Source organism: Candidatus Cardinium sp. cByotN1, from assembly GCF_022810525.1.
Classification (GTDB): Bacteria; Bacteroidota; Bacteroidia; order Cytophagales; family Amoebophilaceae; genus Cardinium.
In genome coordinates, this window is sequence record NZ_JAACGG010000063.1 from 1 (window position 1) to 19,719 (window position 19,719).

At 36.4% G+C, this 19,719-nt stretch carries 12 protein-coding genes; 7 read left to right on the forward strand and 5 right to left on the reverse strand.

Annotated features, from left to right (window positions below):
- Positions 1 to 612: 612 nt before the first annotated feature.
- The 3 genes from MUW73_RS01805 to recA all read right to left on the reverse strand — a co-directional run bounded on the left by MUW73_RS01805 (position 613) and on the right by recA (position 4,313).
- On the reverse strand, positions 613 to 1,548 hold the full coding sequence (locus MUW73_RS01805; protein ID WP_243018708.1) for a hypothetical protein: 936 nt from the start codon (positions 1,546 to 1,548) through the stop codon (positions 613 to 615).
- A gap of 291 nt (positions 1,549 to 1,839) precedes the next feature.
- Positions 1,840 to 3,081 (reverse strand): hypothetical protein, encoded by a 1,242-nt coding sequence (locus MUW73_RS01810; protein ID WP_243018607.1) that lies wholly within the window; start codon positions 3,079 to 3,081, stop codon positions 1,840 to 1,842.
- Positions 3,082 to 3,302: 221 nt separating this feature from the next.
- Positions 3,303 to 4,313, reverse strand: a complete 1,011-nt coding sequence (gene recA, locus MUW73_RS01815) for a recombinase RecA (RefSeq protein ID WP_243018606.1) — start codon at positions 4,311 to 4,313, stop codon at positions 3,303 to 3,305.
- Positions 4,314 to 4,539: 226 nt separating this feature from the next.
- On the opposite strand from recA, the gene MUW73_RS01820 reads away from it, so the two are divergent.
- From MUW73_RS01820 to MUW73_RS01835, 4 genes are all read left to right on the forward strand, one after another.
- Positions 4,540 to 6,882 (forward strand): BamA/TamA family outer membrane protein, encoded by a 2,343-nt coding sequence (locus MUW73_RS01820; RefSeq protein WP_243018605.1) that lies wholly within the window; start codon positions 4,540 to 4,542, stop codon positions 6,880 to 6,882.
- A gap of 72 nt (positions 6,883 to 6,954) precedes the next feature.
- Positions 6,955 to 7,143 (forward strand): hypothetical protein, encoded by a 189-nt coding sequence (locus MUW73_RS01825; RefSeq protein ID WP_243018604.1) that lies wholly within the window; start codon positions 6,955 to 6,957, stop codon positions 7,141 to 7,143.
- Positions 7,144 to 7,236: 93 nt separating this feature from the next.
- Positions 7,237 to 7,863, forward strand: coding sequence for a nicotinamide mononucleotide transporter family protein (locus tag MUW73_RS01830; RefSeq protein WP_243018603.1), 627 nt, complete (start codon positions 7,237 to 7,239; stop codon positions 7,861 to 7,863).
- Between the two features lie 478 nt (positions 7,864 to 8,341).
- Complete coding sequence (locus tag MUW73_RS01835) at positions 8,342 to 9,895, forward strand: Rne/Rng family ribonuclease (protein ID WP_243575199.1); 1,554 nt, start codon at positions 8,342 to 8,344, stop codon at positions 9,893 to 9,895.
- Between the two features lie 253 nt (positions 9,896 to 10,148).
- Here the strand turns inward: MUW73_RS01835 and MUW73_RS01840 are convergent, their stop codons facing one another.
- Positions 10,149 to 11,288 (reverse strand): hypothetical protein, encoded by a 1,140-nt coding sequence (locus MUW73_RS01840; protein WP_243575200.1) that lies wholly within the window; start codon positions 11,286 to 11,288, stop codon positions 10,149 to 10,151.
- A gap of 572 nt (positions 11,289 to 11,860) precedes the next feature.
- Between MUW73_RS01840 and MUW73_RS01845 the strand changes: the two genes are divergently transcribed.
- Together MUW73_RS01845 and MUW73_RS01850 are read left to right on the forward strand one after the other, a co-directional pair.
- A complete protein-coding gene (locus MUW73_RS01845; protein ID WP_243018600.1) occupies positions 11,861 to 12,256 on the forward strand; it encodes a hypothetical protein in 396 nt (131 codons plus the stop codon).
- Positions 12,257 to 12,989: 733 nt separating this feature from the next.
- Positions 12,990 to 17,402, forward strand: a complete 4,413-nt coding sequence (locus MUW73_RS01850; protein ID WP_243018599.1) for a translocation/assembly module TamB domain-containing protein — start codon at positions 12,990 to 12,992, stop codon at positions 17,400 to 17,402.
- 49 nt (positions 17,403 to 17,451) lie between these two features.
- Here MUW73_RS01850 and yihA read toward each other — a convergent pair whose 3' ends face one another.
- On the reverse strand, positions 17,452 to 18,042 hold the full coding sequence (gene yihA / locus MUW73_RS01855; RefSeq protein ID WP_243018598.1) for a ribosome biogenesis GTP-binding protein YihA/YsxC: 591 nt from the start codon (positions 18,040 to 18,042) through the stop codon (positions 17,452 to 17,454).
- A gap of 184 nt (positions 18,043 to 18,226) precedes the next feature.
- On the opposite strand from yihA, the gene MUW73_RS01860 reads away from it, so the two are divergent.
- Positions 18,227 to 19,444 carry a trans-sulfuration enzyme family protein gene (locus MUW73_RS01860; protein ID WP_243018597.1) on the forward strand — a complete coding sequence of 406 codons (1,218 nt, stop codon included), beginning with the start codon at positions 18,227 to 18,229 and terminating at the stop codon, positions 19,442 to 19,444.
- Positions 19,445 to 19,719: the final 275 nt, after the last annotated feature.

Genomic DNA, 19,719 nt, shown 5'->3' on the forward strand with positions numbered 1-19,719 from the left:
CTACCTGCAATCCCTCCCGGCAACTGTTTTTCTTTTCATCTGTAAACTCCGCTTTCAGCCACTTTTTTCAAAGGGCGCGTTTTTTTTTCTAGCATAAGCCATAGTGGTGAACGGAAACAAATCACGCCTGAAACAGGCCGAAAAGCAAATTTCTGCCACAGTGGTGAACGGACAATGGTGTCAACTTAAGGATTTTTTTATTTTTTTTATTTGATTATAAATGTTTTTCTCTTACTTTTTTCTTGATAAAAAAGTAAGCAAAAAATCAAGCCCTGTGCAAAAAATTGCTGTAAGCTGAGCTTTCTGATCGTACCTTTTTACAAGGGGCGTTTTTATATATCATTATATCTATTAATCAATTAAATATATATCTTAAGTTGACCCCATTGGGTGAACGGATACAAATATATATAATATATAGATTTGCTGTCTTGTTTATCATTTGTGGTGTACATCTGCTTGTTTATATTCCATAGATAAGTATAGAATAGGTTTTTGGGGCTATTAGGACCTTCTATAAGGGAATATGGCGCTTCAGTAGAAACACATGTTTTCATTTATGTACTGCACGGTTATTCCCTTATAGAAGGCTGTTAGCCAAAAGCTATGCTATCAAGGGTTGTAAACCCAGATGGCCGGATTTAAGACATGCTTTTGTTTAATACTCAAGCATCCAAGTAATTTTTTAGCAGCTGTGACCTTAGTATTGAGTTCTATTAGATACTCATTCATATCTTTCATATGTTGTTCTTTTCTGGTTTGGTCTATGTTAGGATCCTTCATATAAGAGTACAGCTTAATTGTCAGGTTTTTCCGTTCTTCAAGGTTTTGTTTGAAAAGCTTTTCTTTGTTTTCTTTGTTTTCTTCTTTAGGTTTAGCTATATCAATTTTAAATTTTTTGATATTTTGTAAAGCTTGGTTCACTGTAGCTTGTCCGTCCACATCATTTGTATATTCTATTTGGCCAGGCATTTGCTTTTTTATACCTTGAATTTTGATCTTTTGGATCTCATTTAGTGTATCTTCTAGCGTTTCTATTGAATGCTGTAACTGGCTTTCTAAAAGCTTTAGATCGTTTATTGGTGTATTTTTAGATGATTTTTTTGTAGCATTCGAGCCAAGTACTGTCTTGCCACCTGTATCGTGATTGTGCGTCTTGGTTACTAGATGAGTACTATCCGATAGCTTGCTTGGTATCTCTTGGATGGGTTTGCTTCTACTTGTATCTGGTGGACCTAGTGGCAATGATGGCGTTGATTCACTGCGCGGAACTGTGTCACCAGATCCGCTTAACTCCTTAGGCTTAGTTTCGCTAAGTTTTAAGTCACCTAATGGTTTATTATCGTCATCTTTAGTACTTATATCTAATAGTTTAGTCGTTGATGTACCGTTTGTTGTACCACTATTTGGACTTAGTTTAGGTTTTGTAAAATTGTTTTTACTACATCCATTTTGACCGCATCCAACTGAAAACAATAAAGCAGCAGACAATAGAGCTTTTGCTAAGATGCTTGTACTTTTTACTATTTTATTTTTTATCGTTTTCATTGTTTATTGAGTTATTTAAGAGCTTTGAAATAAAAAATTGTAAAGATTTTATCGTAAAAATTGAGCCTGCATGAAGACATTTTTGTCTGTACATGTTCAAATCAGTGGTAAATAAGGTGTTTTTATCTTACTTTTTTCTTGATAAAAAAGTAAGCAAAAAATCAAGCCCTCGGTAAAAAGCTGCTACAAGCAAATCTTACAGCTGGAAAAACAGAACTAGCCCGCTGTGCGGGCTTCAAACAGGCTGTTTTTTTATTTCAGCTGTAAGCTCTGCTTGCTGATCGCAACTTTTTACAAGGGGCGTTTTTGCTTTTTGTAAAAGGCTTTACCACTGCGCTGATTTGCATTCGCTTCATTGAACGTTTTATAATACTCGTCCAATTTGTTTATCACAATAGGGTGCTTTTCTGTTGCTTTTAAATGGTTTACACCATTGAACGAAGCCTTATAGTAATACTGTAAATAGCACAATATAGATGTCCCGTTTTTATCCTTTGCATCTTTACTTATAATGTTTTTCCTAAGCATATGTTTTATAACATTTACTTTTATTAAAGAGCTAGTCAAGGCGTCAATATGAGATAGAAGTGCCTCGTCTATAACCTTAATTTCATTACGTCCCTTGACATTAAATCCCTTGATGTAATCAAGCAACGAAGATTGCCCATTAGAATCAGGTTGGTTCGGAACAGGAAGTTTCGTCTTTCCATCATCTGTATTTTTAACTATGAGTCCTTTCTCAGCGAACTTTTTTCCTTTTTTCTGGATACTTTCATTAGGATAACCTTGTGTTGTAGCACCATCCTTAGGCTCAACTTTATTTGAGATAGTCGAAGTTTCGTTATTGCTTGCTAAGTTGGGGAAAATGCTGAAAAACGTATTCCTTGTTGCTTTGGCCAACATATTACCTGCTCCTTTGAAAAACGTATTGATTGCTGTTGTGGCCAACATATTGCTTGCTGCTGTGAAAGCCTTGACAGCCGGAGCTCCATTGGATAACCATAACGCTAGTTCGTTTATAGGCAAATCTATTGTATTTACAGTACTTGCTCCTATTAATCCTGGAGGCGTAGTTTCCGTTACGTTGCCTCCGCCCATGGTGAACGTTGAGTTGCTCAGTGTAGTAGGATATGATTCTTTAGGTAATAACTCGTTTATCATCCAATATGCGAATGGTGTTATGGAGCCACCTAATATACACGTCCAAAATATCCACTTTCGTATGCTTTCGGTTTGGTCCCAGATCGATTCCGAGGCGGAATAACAATAAGGACAATCAGGTTTACCATCACACTCACCAGATTGGTGTTTGTCAAGCAGCGTTCTTGTATCATTGTTTGAGGCATTTGAAGCGTTTTGTTCGGAGGATTGGCCGCCATTATGGCCAACTAATGGAGCCGTGATTTGCATCTCGATCTTATCGCCCATACCCAACGCTTGCCTTGTGTTTACACAAGAAGATAATGTATGCAAGCTTAATAAGCCAACCAGTAGACTGGCTTTAGAACGCGCATATATTTTTGTTATTTTCATATTATTTATATTGATTTTCAATTGTTTGTGTTTAGTTGTCTAGGTTTAACGCTATGCGATATAATCGCTAGTAAGCCGTAATAGGAAGCTGCTTACCTCTAAGCTAAACAAAGCCTCTTTAATGCACGGTAATCTACCCTACATTTACTGACTTTGCTTTTGCAAATCTAGTTAAAAACTAATACAAAGCCAAGCAAAAAATTGAAAATCAATATATTTAACTATGTTTTTGACATAGTGTGGGCAATTTTTTCTTTAATAGCTGCTTCTAGTTTGTGAAAAAGGTCTGGATGGTCGTTTAGCACTTCTTTACTGGCTTCTCTTCCTTGGGCAAGTTTTTGCTCTTCATAGGAAAACCAAGAACCTGCTTTTTTGACTATACCCAATTCTACTCCAATATCAATGAGTTCCCCCACTTTAGAAATCCCCTCCCCATAGACAATATCAAATTCAACCACTCTGAAAGGAGGTGCTACTTTGTTTTTTACAATCTTAACCCGTGTGCGTTTGCCTGATACGGTTCCATCACTCTCTTTTAAGGAGGTTACACTGCGAATATCCAAGCGAACAGAGGCATAGAACTTTAATGCATTGCCGCCTGTAGTGGTTTCTGGATTGCCAAACATCACACCAATTTTTTCTCTAAGTTGGTTAATGAAGATGCAGGAGCACCCTGTCTTATTAATTGTTCCAGTCAGTTTACGCAAGGCTTGCGACATCAAACGTGCCTGTAATCCCATTTTGCTATCACCCATATCGCCTTCTAATTCACTACGAGGGACTAAGGCTGCTACAGAGTCAATGACTAAAATATCTATGCTGCCAGAGCGAATCAGATGTTCCGCTATTTCCAAGGCTTGTTCTCCATCGTCTGGCTGTGCAATAAGCAAGTTTTCTGTGTCTATACCCAAACGTTCCGCATAGCTTTTATCAAAGGCATGCTCTGCATCAATAAAAGCTGCTAAACCACCCTTTTTTTGTGCTTCTGCAATGCAATGCAAAGAAAGTGTTGTTTTTCCAGAAGACTCTGGTCCATAAATTTCAATAATTCTGCCACGGGGTATACCACCTACTCCTAGGGCTAAGTCTAAACCGAGAGAGCCTGTTGGAATAACCGGAATATCTACTACATGATTGTCGCTTAACCGCATAACCGCTCCACGGCCATATGTTTTTTCTAACTTGTCAATGGTGACTTGTAGCGCTTTTAATTTTTCTGTATTATCGGTCATAGTCTATAGGTTTAAAAAATAAAAATGGCCTAGATCTTTTAGTACTTGAATGAGCATCTATTCAGCAGCTGTTGTAGCAATACTTTGGTCAAACATACTACATTTATTTGATATGACATTAGGCTTTTTGTGCTTTGTAAAAAAGCTACAAATGGTTCTATGCTATCTCGTATTTTTATTGTCCGCTTGCAACTCCCTGTTAAAAGCTAAATTTTAATATAAAAAGTTGAAAACGTATTTCTTAGGCAAGAAGAAAGCTATTATACCATTTATTATACACCTGCTGCTATCCATTTATGGGAGTAGCTTACAGGCCATCACGCATGAAGCTTTACCAATTAAAGAGGTTATTATAGGTCTAAACAATGCCCATAAAAAAGCATTGCAAAAACATTCTATCTACCAACCAGGTGCTACTTTTTTAGGAATGCCCATTGACAAATGGCTCTATCAGTGGGGAAAAAAATATTTCAATCTTGAAAAAATCAATAATGAAATAGCCTCCATTAAGGCAACTTATGACTACCGAATCAGTCAAGCAACCAATGAAAAAGAAAAAATTAGGTTAACTGCCAAGCGCGATAGACTTATTAAACGCAAACAAAATATAGCGGCAAATGGTAACCGTTTAATGCGCATGGGTGCCAAACCTCTATACTATAACCCCACTTATGTGCAACATAATGAAAAAATATTTTTAAACTACCTCCATTCCAAAGGATATTTAGATGCTGAAGTAACCAGTAAAACTGATCTTCAAAATAAAAAAGTACAGGTTTCCTATTACATAAAGCAAAAAAGTCTATATAAAATTGCTTCAATAAATCTACAAATAGCTTGTAAAGCAATAAAAAACTTATTAGTAAGTCATAGTGGAGAAAGCTTTATCAAGGTAGGTCGTCCCTATCAATACCAAGATTTTATCAATGAACAAGAGCGCATTATAAACTTATTATCTGATAATGGCTATTTTGAATTTGATGAGCAGTATGTTTACTTTAAAGCCGATGTATCACCGGATGATCACACCATAGCGGTTACTACTATAGTAGGCATACCTGATGCTACAGAAGCCTACCATAAAACAAAAATAGGTCGTGTTGTGGTAGATCTGACCAACCAAAAAGACCATCAATCAAGTGTTACGTATCTGCAAACAAAAGTATGTCAAGATCTTGATTTTTTGATTCCATCTGATGGATATCCGTTAGATGATCTGGCAAGCAAAATACCGTTGAGGCCTGGTGATTTTTATAATAAAAGTAAAATTCTAGAAACCTATGAACGGCTCTATCGGATTGCTACATTTGAGTCTATTGCGATTTTACCCAAAATAGAAGCAGACCAGTTGGTCATTTATATTCATGCAAAGCCTTATGAGCGCCTAAGGCTCCAAACGGAACTTGGTTTGGAGTCTATTAACTTAAATCTTAAGCGGCTCCGCCCTACTATGAAGTTAATCCCTACTATAAGGCGAGTGGGTGGGCTAGGTATACTCAATATAGAAGCAAGTGTGGCGCTGAGAGAGGATTTAATAGCAGCCACATCGCATCATAGTTCCCAACATATGGCATATGGATTACGTGGTAAGTTTACCATACCGCGTTTTATGCTCTGGTTACCTAAAAGAGCCAATCTGATATTGGAAACCTTTAGTCCAAGTACCACCATTGATTTCGGTTATAGTTTTACCAAAAATCCTATTTACAGTAGCCAAAAAATAGATACTGCATTAAACTATGATTGGTCTAGTCAATATATTGCCTATCAATTGACACCTATCAAAATAGTATTTGATTACCCTCAAACCATAGATCCAATAAAAATAGATAAGCTTAAAGTAAAACCAAGTTCCCCCTCTTTTTTGACTAGCATAGGATACACAGCTACTATAAGAGCGGCTAATCCTGGCTTATATTTATATTCATTAGACAGATACCGATGGATGGTTGCAATAGGCATGGAGCATGGAGGATTGTTTGAACACCTTCTTGCTTCTAAGCAAATGTTACCTAAGTATTTACAATTATATAGATATATTAAGTTTGATATAGGGTATCGGCATGCTTTTAACCTTACAGCCTATACTACACTAGCTTGCCAAGCTAAATTAGGTATTGTTAGCGGCTACCAATCAGCAGATACCATTCATCCAGATAAGCAATATGCTCTAGGGGGGCATGGTAGCGTACGGGCTTGGGATAGGGGAGTAATTGGTCCTGGTGTCTACGAAGTAGAGAAAGATAACAAGGATCAACAAAAAGGTGATTTGCTCTTGTTAGGTAACATAGAACTACGTCGAAAATTAATTGGTTATCTAGAGGGGGCACTTTTCCTTGATATCGGTAACACGTGGCAGTTATCCAAAGAGGCAGATCCCAAAATGAAGTTTTATTTTCATAAATTCTACAAAGCCTTTGCTGTAGGAGGTGGTTTTGGATTAAGATTAAATTTTTACAATACCTTTGTACTCTGTGGAGATCTGGCTTTTCCATTACATAAGCCTTCTGGCAACAGGGAACAAAAGCTACAACCGGTTTTTACCTTGAACATTGGCTACCCTTTTTAAAGAAGAAATCTTTGTTATACAACTCAAACATACATTATTGTTAATCTTAAAATTTAAGCAACTCGTAAGCATATGCAACCCAATACAATAGCACTCAGGTTAGATATCGAAGAGGTAAATGTAATTATTAAAGCTTTGTCTGAAAGACCTTTTCGAGAGGTGTATGAATTAATAGGTAAAATTCACACACAATCTAATAGGCAACTCAAACCAAATGGTAACCAACTTGAACCTAAACAACCGATCCAGACAGACCATTAGGCTTGGCTGGCAGCGCATTTCGAAAAAAGTCTATTGACATGATCAAAGATTGATTATATGTCTTAATTTCCATTTCATTACTTTTTATATACAATGATCCATCAACTTTTGGAAACTATTATCAGTGCAGTAAAGTGGCTTATCCATGATGCACAAAGTTTATTGGAATTTATCGTAGTAGTCGTATCCTTTTTGGCCCATTTTTTAGAAACACGCCAAAATATTTGGAGTAAAATTTTGGCTTTTCCTATTGCTTGTGCAAATATTTACATCTATTCGGTTAGATCGCTTTATGGCAAAGTAATCTATAGCATTATTTTTATATTCTTTAATCTATATGCCTACCTGAGATGGAAAGGCACCACTTATCGAAAACCTGTACAAGTGAGTAGGACATCTCATAAGACACTTGCCTCTATTACCGCTATTAGTATGTTGGTTGGGATTGGTTGGCACTTTATAATGGGTAAATATGTTCGTGCAGTATCATATGGGGATACTTATTATTTTTCTTTTGGTTTTATGGACAAGTGGTTGATGTCGCATAAAAAATTAGAAAGATGGGTAATTGCTCTGTTGCGCTATATAGCTATGTTATTGGCTTGTTACCAAGCCGGGGCTATCATGCTAAGTATGCATTACCTGATTCTAGCAGGCATAAGTATTTATGGTCAAATACAATGGTACTTATCCTACAAAACGATAAAAGCATCTCAGTAACCTCTTTTTGTAGCCATGATAATGGCGCTATAGTGTTAGAATCATGAGCAATATGCATGTAATTAAAGAAAAAAACAGTAAATTGGAGGAATCAATGCTCAAGTGCCTAAATCGCATAGAGCTTTCAGCAAAGCCTGACACATTAGTTACGTTAATGGACTATATTTTCAAACGTAAACAATATAGAATCCTCTTGTCTACCAGAACAATAGGCAAGCAGGTTTTTCTATAATATTTAGAGTAGTATATATATATAACTTACGAAATCTTAGTAAAATGCCTTGTGGTAGGAAAAGAAAAAGACAAAAAGTAGCTACACATAAGCGTAAAAAACGTCTTAGGTTAAATAGACATAAAAAGAAAAATAGATAGCACTTAAGTGCCAAGAAGCATTATTATCTGCTTTGCTTAACTATTTATTCAACATGCTACTAATTGCTTCCTAGGTTTCTGTAAAAACGTAAACAAAAATGAGCGCGTGGGTAACGAATTAATAATTAATAGTATGGATGATAATTGTAGAATAGCACTGTTAAAGGATGGAGATCTTTTTGAATATCAGGTAGAAAAAGAAGATAATAAATTTAAGGTAGGAGATATTTATTTGGGTACTATTAAAAAAGTTGTACCTAGTTTAAATGCCAGTTTTGTAGATGTAGGATACAAAAAAGATGCTTTCTTGCATTATTTGGATCTTGGTCCGCAATTCAATTCTCTTAAGAAAGCCATTCAATTTGTTAGGCATCAACAAGGCAACATAAAAAATCTAGTTGACTTTGTAGTTGAGCCACCCATAGATAAACTTGGTAAAATTGGAGATCTACTGGCCAAAGGGCAAGAGGTATTGGTTCAAATTGTAAAAGAGCCTATTTCAACTAAAGGGCCTCGTATAGCTTCCGAGTTGACCTTACCTGGTCGTTATATGATACTTATACCCTTTGTGGATACGATTAGTATTTCTAAAAAGATTACCAATGCCGAAGAACGAGATCGACTACACCGTTTAATCGCTTCTATTAAGCCTAAAAACTTTGGTGTAATTGTGCGTACTGTGGCCAAAGGCATCGATGTAGCCACATTAGATAGAGACCTAAGAGATCTTATCGATAAGTGGAAAAATGGGATGGAGCAACTAGTTACGGCATTGCCTGGGGAAAAAATTATAGGGGAAGTAAACAGAGCTTATACGATTTTGCGAGATATGCTCAATGAATCTTTCGACAGCATTGTTGTAGATGATCAGCTCCTTTATAGTGAAATAAAGCAATACATACATACTATTGCGCCTGACAAAGAGAAAATTCTTAAATTTCATCAAAGCAAGATCAAGTTATTTGAACAGCTCGGCATAGAGCGGCAGCTAAAAACCCTCTTTGGTCAAACAGTTGGTATAGAAGGAGGCGGGTATTTAGTCATTGAGCATACCGAAGCTATGCATGTGATTGATGTAAACAGCGGTAATAGAGCTGTAGATGAAGAAGGGCAAGGGAAAATGGCTTTAAATGTCAATTTGGCTGCCGCAAAAGAAATTGCACGGCAGTTGCGGTTGCGTGATATGGGAGGGATTATCGTAGTGGACTTTATTGACATTAAGGATATAGAAGATCGCAAGCTCCTTTATCAAAAAATGAAAGAGTTGATGAAAGAAGATCGTGCTAAAACTTCTGTTTTGCCATTGTCTAAGTTTAGCATCATGCAAATTACAAGGCAGCGGGTGCGACCAGAAATGAATGTAGCTACAAGAGAACTTTGCCCATCTTGTAATGGTACAGGAAAGATCGATGCTTCTATATTGGTTTCAGAAAGAATTGAAGAAAACTTGCGCCTTGTTTTGATGAATCAGAACGAAAAAGGTATAAGCCTTTTAGTACATCCTTATCTGTATGCCTATTTTACCAAAAATTTCATCTCTAAACGATTTAGATGGTTCCTAAAATATGGTAGGTGGGTTACATTGGTTGAAGATTCTTCAATGGCAGTAACAGATTATAAGCTTATCAACCAAAATGAAGAAGAAATAGAACTCCATTAGTGCTTTTTATAATAGACCTTTTGCAAAATCTATTTGCCATAAGCCATTTTTGGAAAAAGCATAGTCAAGCGCTGCAAGATACTTAATGTATTTGAGTAGTATAGACAAGTTTTGACACCAAAACTGTAATGTAAAAGTAAGTTTTGAAAGAGGTCTCATATTTATTCCTGATTAGGCTTAGCTTGCTGGTAAGCTAAGCCTAATTTTTGTACCTGTTCAAAGCATGTATCTGTTCAAGCAATGGTGACCACCCTTAAGTTGACGCCATTGAGTGTTTAGCTATTTGATCTTTAATCTCATTATAATTGATTTCAAATTTAGTAAGCCTTGCCTCATGCTCGCTTATATCTTGACTTTTTTCTTTTTTCGCAGATTTTAATTTTGCATTTATTAGGCTTAGCGCCACTTTTGTACCTTGCAGTTCCTCCTCTATTGTTACTGTTTCCCCTACGATTTTAAGGTCTTGTAGCTCTTTTTCTATTGCCTGCAAGACTAGAGACACTTCCTTATTTTTTCTTAGATTTTTTATGTTTTTAATTAAAATATCTATTCCCTCTTTTAATTTTTTTATTCTATGTTTCATATTTCGCCGAATACCTTGAGATGACAAGCCATTTGAAAGTTGATTTGGAGCATTTATACATGATAATGGACTATGATTTTGTAACGTTTCTGTTTTTTTTAAGTCATTAGAACTTTCAGCTACTTGGTCGATCTTTCTTTTCGTATTTGTTTTATTTTCCTTATTTTCGTTATTGTCTCTTGTGCTTGTACTTTTATTTTTACGTTTTGTTAATTGCCCCTTATCAACTTCGAGATTGTAGGTTATTTCCCTATTTTTCTCCTGATTGCCTGTTATTATATTTTCGCTGTTCCCCTTTTTGTTTTCGTTTGTCTGGTCTAATCTTGGTTTGGCTAACTTATTGCCAGGTTTAGTGTCAATACTTGTGACATTTTTTACTATAGCATCTGATTGGTTTGGTTTATTACTACCTGCTATGGGTGGTTCACTTGTTGCTGGGCCTTGTTCTGTTCTTGAGGCTTTGGGTTGCACATTGGTTTGCGGCGATGTTGTTTGCTCTAATCTATGTTTAGCGTTAGCGTTCTCTTTTACCTCTTTCTCTTTTACCTCTTTCTCTTTTATCTCTTCTTCTGTTGTATCTTCCTCTTTTGCCTTTTTCTCTGTTGTATCTTCCTCTTTTTCATCTTGATCAAGAATATAGCTTGGATTTTCTACGCCTTCACTTTCATATTTCTGCTGTAATGAACTACATGATTTTATCTCTTTTTTGGGGTTACAGAAACTCGAGCCAGCTAAGACTAAAAAAGTACCATACAATGAACGGAAATTCGTTGCTAAGATTTTTATAGTTTTGTTTTTTTTTGTTTTCATGTTCTCTTTCTCTCTATTATTATAATGATTTACAATATAAATTTATGGATTTATGAAAGCTTGAATAGATCATATTTAAGGTTAGTAGGGCTTATGCTTTGTATAACTTATCCACAATAGATAGTATGTAAATTTATATAATAATACAAGTCCACTTGGGAGGGATGTTCACGGCATTGTTAAAACATGAATTTTTAAAATTATTTTTTGCTTAGTCAAAAAGTAGCCCTAAAAATCAAGCCTTGGGTAAAAAGCATAATCATATTTACTTTCTTAGCATTGGTATGCTGGTTTATATTGCTCAATAGATAACATTTAACCGTTTTTTGTAAGGTTTTTTAATTATTGATTTATTTTTTTTGGATTTATTATTATTTTTTTGTAATGTAACAAATGAGAATAAAAAGCAAGTATCTTGTTGTCATTACTCTATTAAGGTTTCTTTTTTGCCTTATTAAACATTTAGGCAGGTTGGATCAATACGAATACCTTATAAGGAAATTATTTAGGGTATTACCTAAAAGTCTTCTGCTGAATGGTCATTTTATAGCATACAATTCAATATCAATACTATGAACAAAAAATACACATGCGCTAGACTTAGTCTATTTATCGGGCTGTTTAGCCTATATACCTTATCTTCTTGTCTGTCTTGCCTGCATAGAAGAGAATCATTAGAGATGCATCAGCAGCAACGAAATGGTCCGTTTGATCAACCAGAAAGAAGAGTTAGTGACTGTTTAATAAAATTTGTACCCATGCTAATAGGGATAGCATGGGTGACTTTTTTCCCACTTTGGATCATGTTTCGCCAAAGCAGGTTATCTGGTATGGTTGCTATGCAGACTAACACTTCTATGCTTAATCAAACAGTAGCATCTCAACCAGGCCAACCATTCGTTAATGATAGTATTATACTAGTACAACTATATGAATGGAACCAAACATTAAACTCAACTCAGCTTTAGCCCAGTTTAATCCTAGTAACTCCGCCTTTCTAGAAGTTGTGTAAGAGTTGGAACAGGTATCATCCAATTACCTAAATAACCTAGGATAGATTACTTGTTTTGATGGCACATGTAGATGTCACTTGGCCACTTACTGGTTAACCTTAATTATACCATCATTAAATAGCAATACCATGAAAAAAAAATATACCTATACTAGTGTGAGCCTATTCACCTGGCTATTCATTTTTTATACTTTCTCTTCCTGTGTTCATACAAAACAATTATTAGGCTCAGGTCCAATACGTCCACAAAGTAATTACTGGATGCCACAATCGAATGCACTACACACAGCGTCAAAATTTTTGATGTTTTTTTTGTTTGTTGACGCTCAATCTTGCCCTTGCTTTTACCCTTGCCCTTACCCTTATAATTTTCTTGGTTTAAGGTGTCCGGAGATGCCTCCTTTTACATCTGATTGGAAAAAAATAAAGCACGCAAGGTTTAATCATCCTACGTTTGATGCTATTAGGGCTAGTGCTGATACTAAAAGAGCTATATAAGGTAGGTGTTGCTGATTGCATAGCATGCTATACAATCGGTTATAAAAATTGCATTGGTGAGGTAAGCGTGTGTGAGACATGCAAGGGCTTGGTAGGTAAAAGATTGCACCTAGCCTTAATTAATCTTATAATTGCATTATTATCGTATTACCTCACTTGTTTTGAAAAAGATAAAACAGCCTTTTTATGCCATGCAAAGATGGTATCTAAAGCTATTTAGGAATTTATTATGTGCTGTAGTCATACTATTAGTAACCATATTGGGCCTATTACACCTGCCTCCGGTTCAGCAAAGATTGCTTAGTAGTTTATGCACGTATCTGCATCAAACCACTCATTACCAAATTAAATGTGATGCCCTGCGTTTAACCTGGTTACGCCAGGTTAAATTGGCGGGTGTAGAGGTTAGAGATCCTCAGGGTAATCCTTTATTTGCTATTCATCTATGTAAGGGTAAGCTTAATTTATTAGATCTATGCTTGTTAGGATCTAATATTATTCATTCTCTTTCAGTGGTGGGTGGCGTTGTTCATCTCGAAAAGCATGTTGAGCAAGGGTTAAATATTTCCACCTTTTATACCAAGGTCATTTTACCTTTTATACCAGCAACCAATACAGATCTATCTATAGATACCATTCAATTAAATGACATTAATTTATACTACCATAATCCCATAAAACAACAAACGATTAGCGTAAAAAATATAGCCTTAGGTATAAGCCATTTTCGCTCTTTTGCAGATCATCATTCAGGCCACTTAACTACACTCTCTTACCAAGAGATAAATGGTATCCCTCTCTCGTTAAAAAACTTGATGGCCCATTTTACTATTGGTGATCAGTCTATTATGCTAAAAAAATGTCATTTGGTTACAAAATATAGTAACCTACAGGGCGATTTTATACTCAAGCATACCAAACAATTTTCCATTTTCGCTGACCAAGAAAATATTGAATTGGATGCAGTATTGCATACAACAGTGCTATCTTCGATTGAGTTAAGTAAGTTTTCAGACTTTTTTAAGGGTCCCCATATCTTATATAAATTAGATGGGGTCTTTTCCTTAAGTCCACAGGCCATGAAATGGCAAAATTGTCAGCTAGTTTTTGGTGCATCAAATAGCTGTATTCAGAGTACAGGTTCTTATGATGGCGTCCATGCAGATTTTTTAGTAAAAACGGCTAAGGTTTATATGGGCGATCTCCCTAAAAAACCATCAGTATATTTTAATAAATTAGGATTCGGATATGTTGATATAACTAATGCTGCCTTTGTGGGAAATGCCCAAAAAGCTAGATTAACGGGACAGATTATAACCAATAGACCGCCTGCCAGCGTTATTGGTGATGAATTATTCTTAGGAGAAGCGGAGTTGAACAGCCCAACACACGCAAATGTATTGCGTCTATTTCAGGAGCATCGAAAAGCTTCGACAGCAAAATGGCCATTAGCAATCGAGCTGCTAAAGAGATCTAATCAGAGATCTAAGCTAGGTACTGTACAAATAGACCTAAACTTGCATCATCTAGGTAAACCGAATCAAGATGTAACGGGTTACCTCACCTTGCATGGGGTAGCCATAGATGCCATCCTACCCATACTGCCTATTCGATCCCTTTCTGGGAGAGTTGATTTAAAAGTGCAAGGAGACCATCTGAATAAGCTAGAAGTAGTGGCCCATTTAACAGACATCAAGACGAGTGGCTATAGCTATAAAGCAGTAGAAGCCTCCTGCATCATGGCCAATGCTAGGGCGACCTTTCAGCTACATAGCAAAGATCCCAGTGCAAAGTTAGCCTTAGCAGGCAGTTATCATATGGCCGGTGAACAAAGTTTAAAGGCCCACGGTACTATAGAACAAGCCCATCTAGAAAAGCTTGGTATTGTAGCAAATCCTTTGCTAGTTAGTACACATTTTTCATTAAAAATCAAAAATATTTTAAATAAATCTCCAAGAGGAGTAGTTATCTTCAATAGATGTAACCTACAGGGTTTGGCAAAAAAAGTGGTCTGCAAACAACTTGCCATCAACCTCCAAGAGGAGGGGGGGCAAGAGTTGTTAACCCTTACTTCTCCACTTGTAGATTGTAGCATACAAGGGTTATTTAACATCGGCGACTTGTTCGAGCATATAAAGTACTTGATTAAAGGATTTAAAAATCCAGTAGAACAGATTGCTATACCTGCGCCTTTTCATCTAGATTATGCCATCAACTGCAAAAAGGTATGGCCAATCTTAAACTGGTTTTCTAATGACAGCTATATAGCTTCTGCTACAACTTTTTCAGGTCATTTTGCTTACGATACAGATTATCATTTTTCCTTAGATCTACCTATGGCATCAGCTCTCTGTTTTAAGAAGTGTAACATGAAAAATGTTACAATCAAATTAAATATGGGCCATCTGATGAATGGTAAAAAGCGATTGGTTGAGTTGGCTATTTCTTCCGATAAGCAAGATTGGCACCAGCTATTTCAAACAGATCATTTATCCTTGCAATTTTTTATGGATAAGCATAATTTTACTTTTTCAAAAAAATTATCCAACCATGATAACCACTTGTCTATAGCCTGTTCAGGGCTTCTGATGGATCAGGCAGTATATATTGATCTACTGCCTTCTAGGCTAACCACTAAAGGGAAAATATGGGCCATAGCAATGGAGGGTACCAGTTGTATTTCTAAAGCAGTTATAGCCATTGGTAATCTATCTATAACGAGTGGTCAGGAGTCTATTTCTATTGGTGGTAAATTGACTCAATCGGCAACAAAAGATCCTTTACACTGCACTATAGACCATCTTGTATTAGATTATGCTTCACCAGCAGGCCCGTGTAAAGGTATAATAGATACTAGGTTAGTGGCCCATCGTCGAAAAGGTCAGATCATAGCAACTGGCTTGCTATCTTTAAAAGATGCTACCATTCAGGGCTATAATGTAGGTACTTTTAGTACCAAGGTAGATTGCAATCTATTAGAAAATAAGTTGGTGTTAGAAGGTAGTCTCCAAAAGGCAGAGCAGCAACTTTTAAAGCTCAATGGTTCCTATCATTTTATGAAACCCTCTGATAACTTGGCCATCACTACTATATTTAACCAAATGGACCTAGATCTACTCAATCTTTTCTTTGCCTCTGTTTGTTCTGATATAACTGGAAAATTAAGTGGACAGTTTCAGCTAACCGGTAGTTTAAATGCACCCAAGGTAAATGGTAAAGGAATAATAGATAAAGGAAAACTGACAATTAACTACTTAAACACCTCCTACCAAGCAAATGGAAAAATTAAACTCCAAGACAATTACTTATATGTTAAACAACTTCATCTTCGGGATGGTAGATCGGGACATGCTCATTTATCTGGCTATATTGCCATGCAAAATAGCTTTCCTGTAATGCTTTCAGGGCGCATGGCAACATTTCATCTACTACATACCACCCGCATGGATAACGCTGACTTTTATGGCGACCTATATGCTAGTGGCGCTTTGCAAATGGAGGGTTCTATCTATGATCTATTACTTAAAATGCAGATTACAGCTGATAAAGGACTTTGTACGATTGTGGCACACGATAAAGAAAATTTAGATAACACAACCAAACTGGTGCAGTTTGTCTATAACAAGGAGTGCAAAGAGCAGCCATATAGGGTAGCTAAAGATGAAAATGACCCAGCTATTAAATTGGTGCTTGACCTAGTCATACTACCTACTATAAAGACTCAAGTAGTATTTGGTTCGTCTCATAACGATATGAATGATGTCTTACAAGGGCAAGGAACTGGCAACATTCAGTTAGAAGTAGGTACCAATCGCAAACCATACGTAATGGGCAATTATCTTTTTCAAAGTGGTACTTACACGGTTTCTGTTTATAACTTAATTCAAAAAACATTTACCATTGCTGCCAATAGCCAGGTGAATTTTAATGGTTATCCCCAAGAAGGAATTGCGCATATTGAAGCATGCTACAGACAAACGGCTTCTATAGCAGAACTCTATCCTCAAACTAATGATAAGCGCCCTATTCCAGTGGAAATTTGCCTTTCTGCCTATGGTAGATTAGCCCATCCACATATTGCTTATCAACTTTTTTTCCCAGTAAAAAGCATGGATTTTGAACTCAATAGTGCCTTAGAAGCATGTGCCTCAAAAGCATTACTAGATAAAAATTATCTAAATAAGCAGATTTTAAGTCTTTTAATAGCTAAAAGGGTCTATAATGAGCAAGCAATAGATAGGGGAGATGCATTAAGAAATAGTATCAATGACTTAGTTTCTCAAAGAATACAAAACTTAGTATCTAAAATCAAAGATAACCTAGAGATAGAAACTGATTTAGGCATTAATCAATCTAAAGATGAAGAAGAAAATATGTTCCAAAAAACAAAAATTAAAATAAGCTATCTATTGCTATCAGAACGTCTTAAACTTTCCAGTACCTTGGGCAGGTACTCTCGTTTTATCAATGATTGGGAAATTGCCTATCGTGTGACCAAAGCTTATAACATGCATGCCAAGCTTTATCAACAACCTTTGCAAAGCAAAGATGCTAACCTGGCGCTTTTTGGTATTAGCTTTGCGTATACTAAGAAATTTTGGTAGACAAGCATGGATACGCTATGAGGCTGAATAGATATAGTTAATTATATTTTTATTTGGTAATTAATTTAATATAATCTAGTAACTGCTCTATGCCTAGTCTATTGTGTGCAGAAATCATAAATATAGGGGGCATAGTTGCCCAGTCTTGTTGCAAGCTATGCATTAGAGCTGTATGATGTTTTTGAGCTACTGTTTTATGTTTTTTGTCTGCTTTTGTAAGGATAATCGAAAAAGGAATATGGTGTTCACCCATCCAACGCATGTAAGCAAGGTCAATGGCTTGAGGCGGAATTTTGGCATCAATTAACAAAAAAACGGTAACCATATTGGGTCTATGTAACAGATAGTCTCGTAACATTTTTTCCCACTTTAGTTTGGTAGCATGAGCCACTTGTGCCCATCCATATCCTGGAAGATCTACAAAATAAACCTGGTTGTTAACTAAAAAGTGATGAATAAGTTGCGTTTTCCCAGGCATTTTAGAAACCCTTGCCAATTGTTTCCGTTGTAAAAGTGCATTGATTAAAGAAGATTTGCCTACATTTGAACGACCTATAAACGCAACCTCTGGCTTAGTCTCTTGAGGGCATGTTTTATAAGATGGATTACTGGATACAAGAGAAACAGAATGAATTTTCATATGCAATCAAAAAGTGTAATGGCTAAATTTAAATATTCTCAATGACTTTATCTCTAGTCCCTTACATTTTTCATGGGAGCGTGCTTACTTTTCTTTTCCAAGCTATTTTTTTAATTTGCGGGGAATAGTAGAAAAAATGGGCTAGTCTGTATTGTTCTTTTTTGTTTTATTTGATCTTTTTTCTATGTCTAATTCATTATCACCTTCCTCTATTGGCACCCATACATGGGCTAGTAGCCACTTACAAGTAGCGACTGAATTAGTACATGCTGGTGTAAGTCCGGAACCACATACAGGTGCTATCCTTACACCTATTTTTCAATCATCTGTATTTGTACAAGACTCAATTGAAACTTATTTAGCAAAAGGGCATTCTTATTCTGGATCCAGAAACCCTACTGTTTCAGTACTTGAGGCTAAGATTGCTACTTTAGAAAAAGCACAAGCCGCTTATTGTTTCAGTTCAGGGATGGCTGCTATTGTTACTACCATGGCCACTTTTTTGCGTCATGGGGACCATTGTATACTCTCAAATGGTTGTTACAGCACTACACAAGAGGTAGCACGTGAGCTTTTTGGTCAGCTTGGTGTGACATTTTCTTTTGTAGACTTTAGTAATCTGTCTGAGGTAGAAGGGGCTATACAGTCCAATACTAAATTAATTTTTTCCGAATATCCGACTAATCCTACCCTTTCTTTAACCGATTTGGTTGCAGTTAGTGGCTTGGCCCACCAAGTAGGTGCCAGACATGTTTGTGATAGTACGCTAGCCTCTCCTATGGTCATTTGTCCCTTAACACTTGGTGCCGATATAGTCATTCAATCTACAACTAAATACTATGACGGACATAATATAACCATTGGTGGTGCAGTAGCTTGTGCCTCTGCAGAAGATGGCCCTCAAATTTTTTCTTATAGAAATAGGCATGGGAGTATTATGAGTCCTATGGTCGCTTTTTTTACCTTACAATCGATTAAAACCATGCACTTGCGCATACGAGAACAGTCCCAAAATGCAGCAAAGATTGCTACATTTTTAGAGGCACATGCTCAGGTAGAAGAGGTGGGGTATCCAGGCTTGGCTTCTTTTTCACAAAAATCATTAGCAGATAAACAACATAAAAATGGACTGCATGGTGGTATGCTATACTTTATCTTAAAAGGAGGAGCTGATGCAAGTAAAAAATTTATGAAGGAATTGCGTCGTCCATGGAGTTTTGGCGCCAATTTAGGTGGTGTAGAGAGTTTGATCTCTTATCCTACCGTAATGTCTAATGGAGCAATGGATGCAAGCCAACTAAAATCGATTGGTATTACGGGTGGTTTTGTACGTGTATCTTGTGGCATTGAAGATGTGCAAGATTTAATTTATGCACTTGAAGCTACCTTTAGTAGTTGCTAAAAGCGCATTATCGTATGTGTCGTTTAGGTCACTAATAGCGGTGCCTGTTCACGCAATTGCTCCATTTAAGGATGACCACCATTGGTAGATCTAAGCCGTAAGGCATTATTTACTAATGGTGTGGACAGACCATGAGATTAGCTGAAAAAATGTATCCATTTAGCCCTATGGTAGGTCTACGTATAAAAACGCCCCTTGTAAAATAATTGCGATCAGAAATTACACCTTACAGTTGAAATAGAAAAACAGCTGTTTCTGTTCACCACTATGGCTTA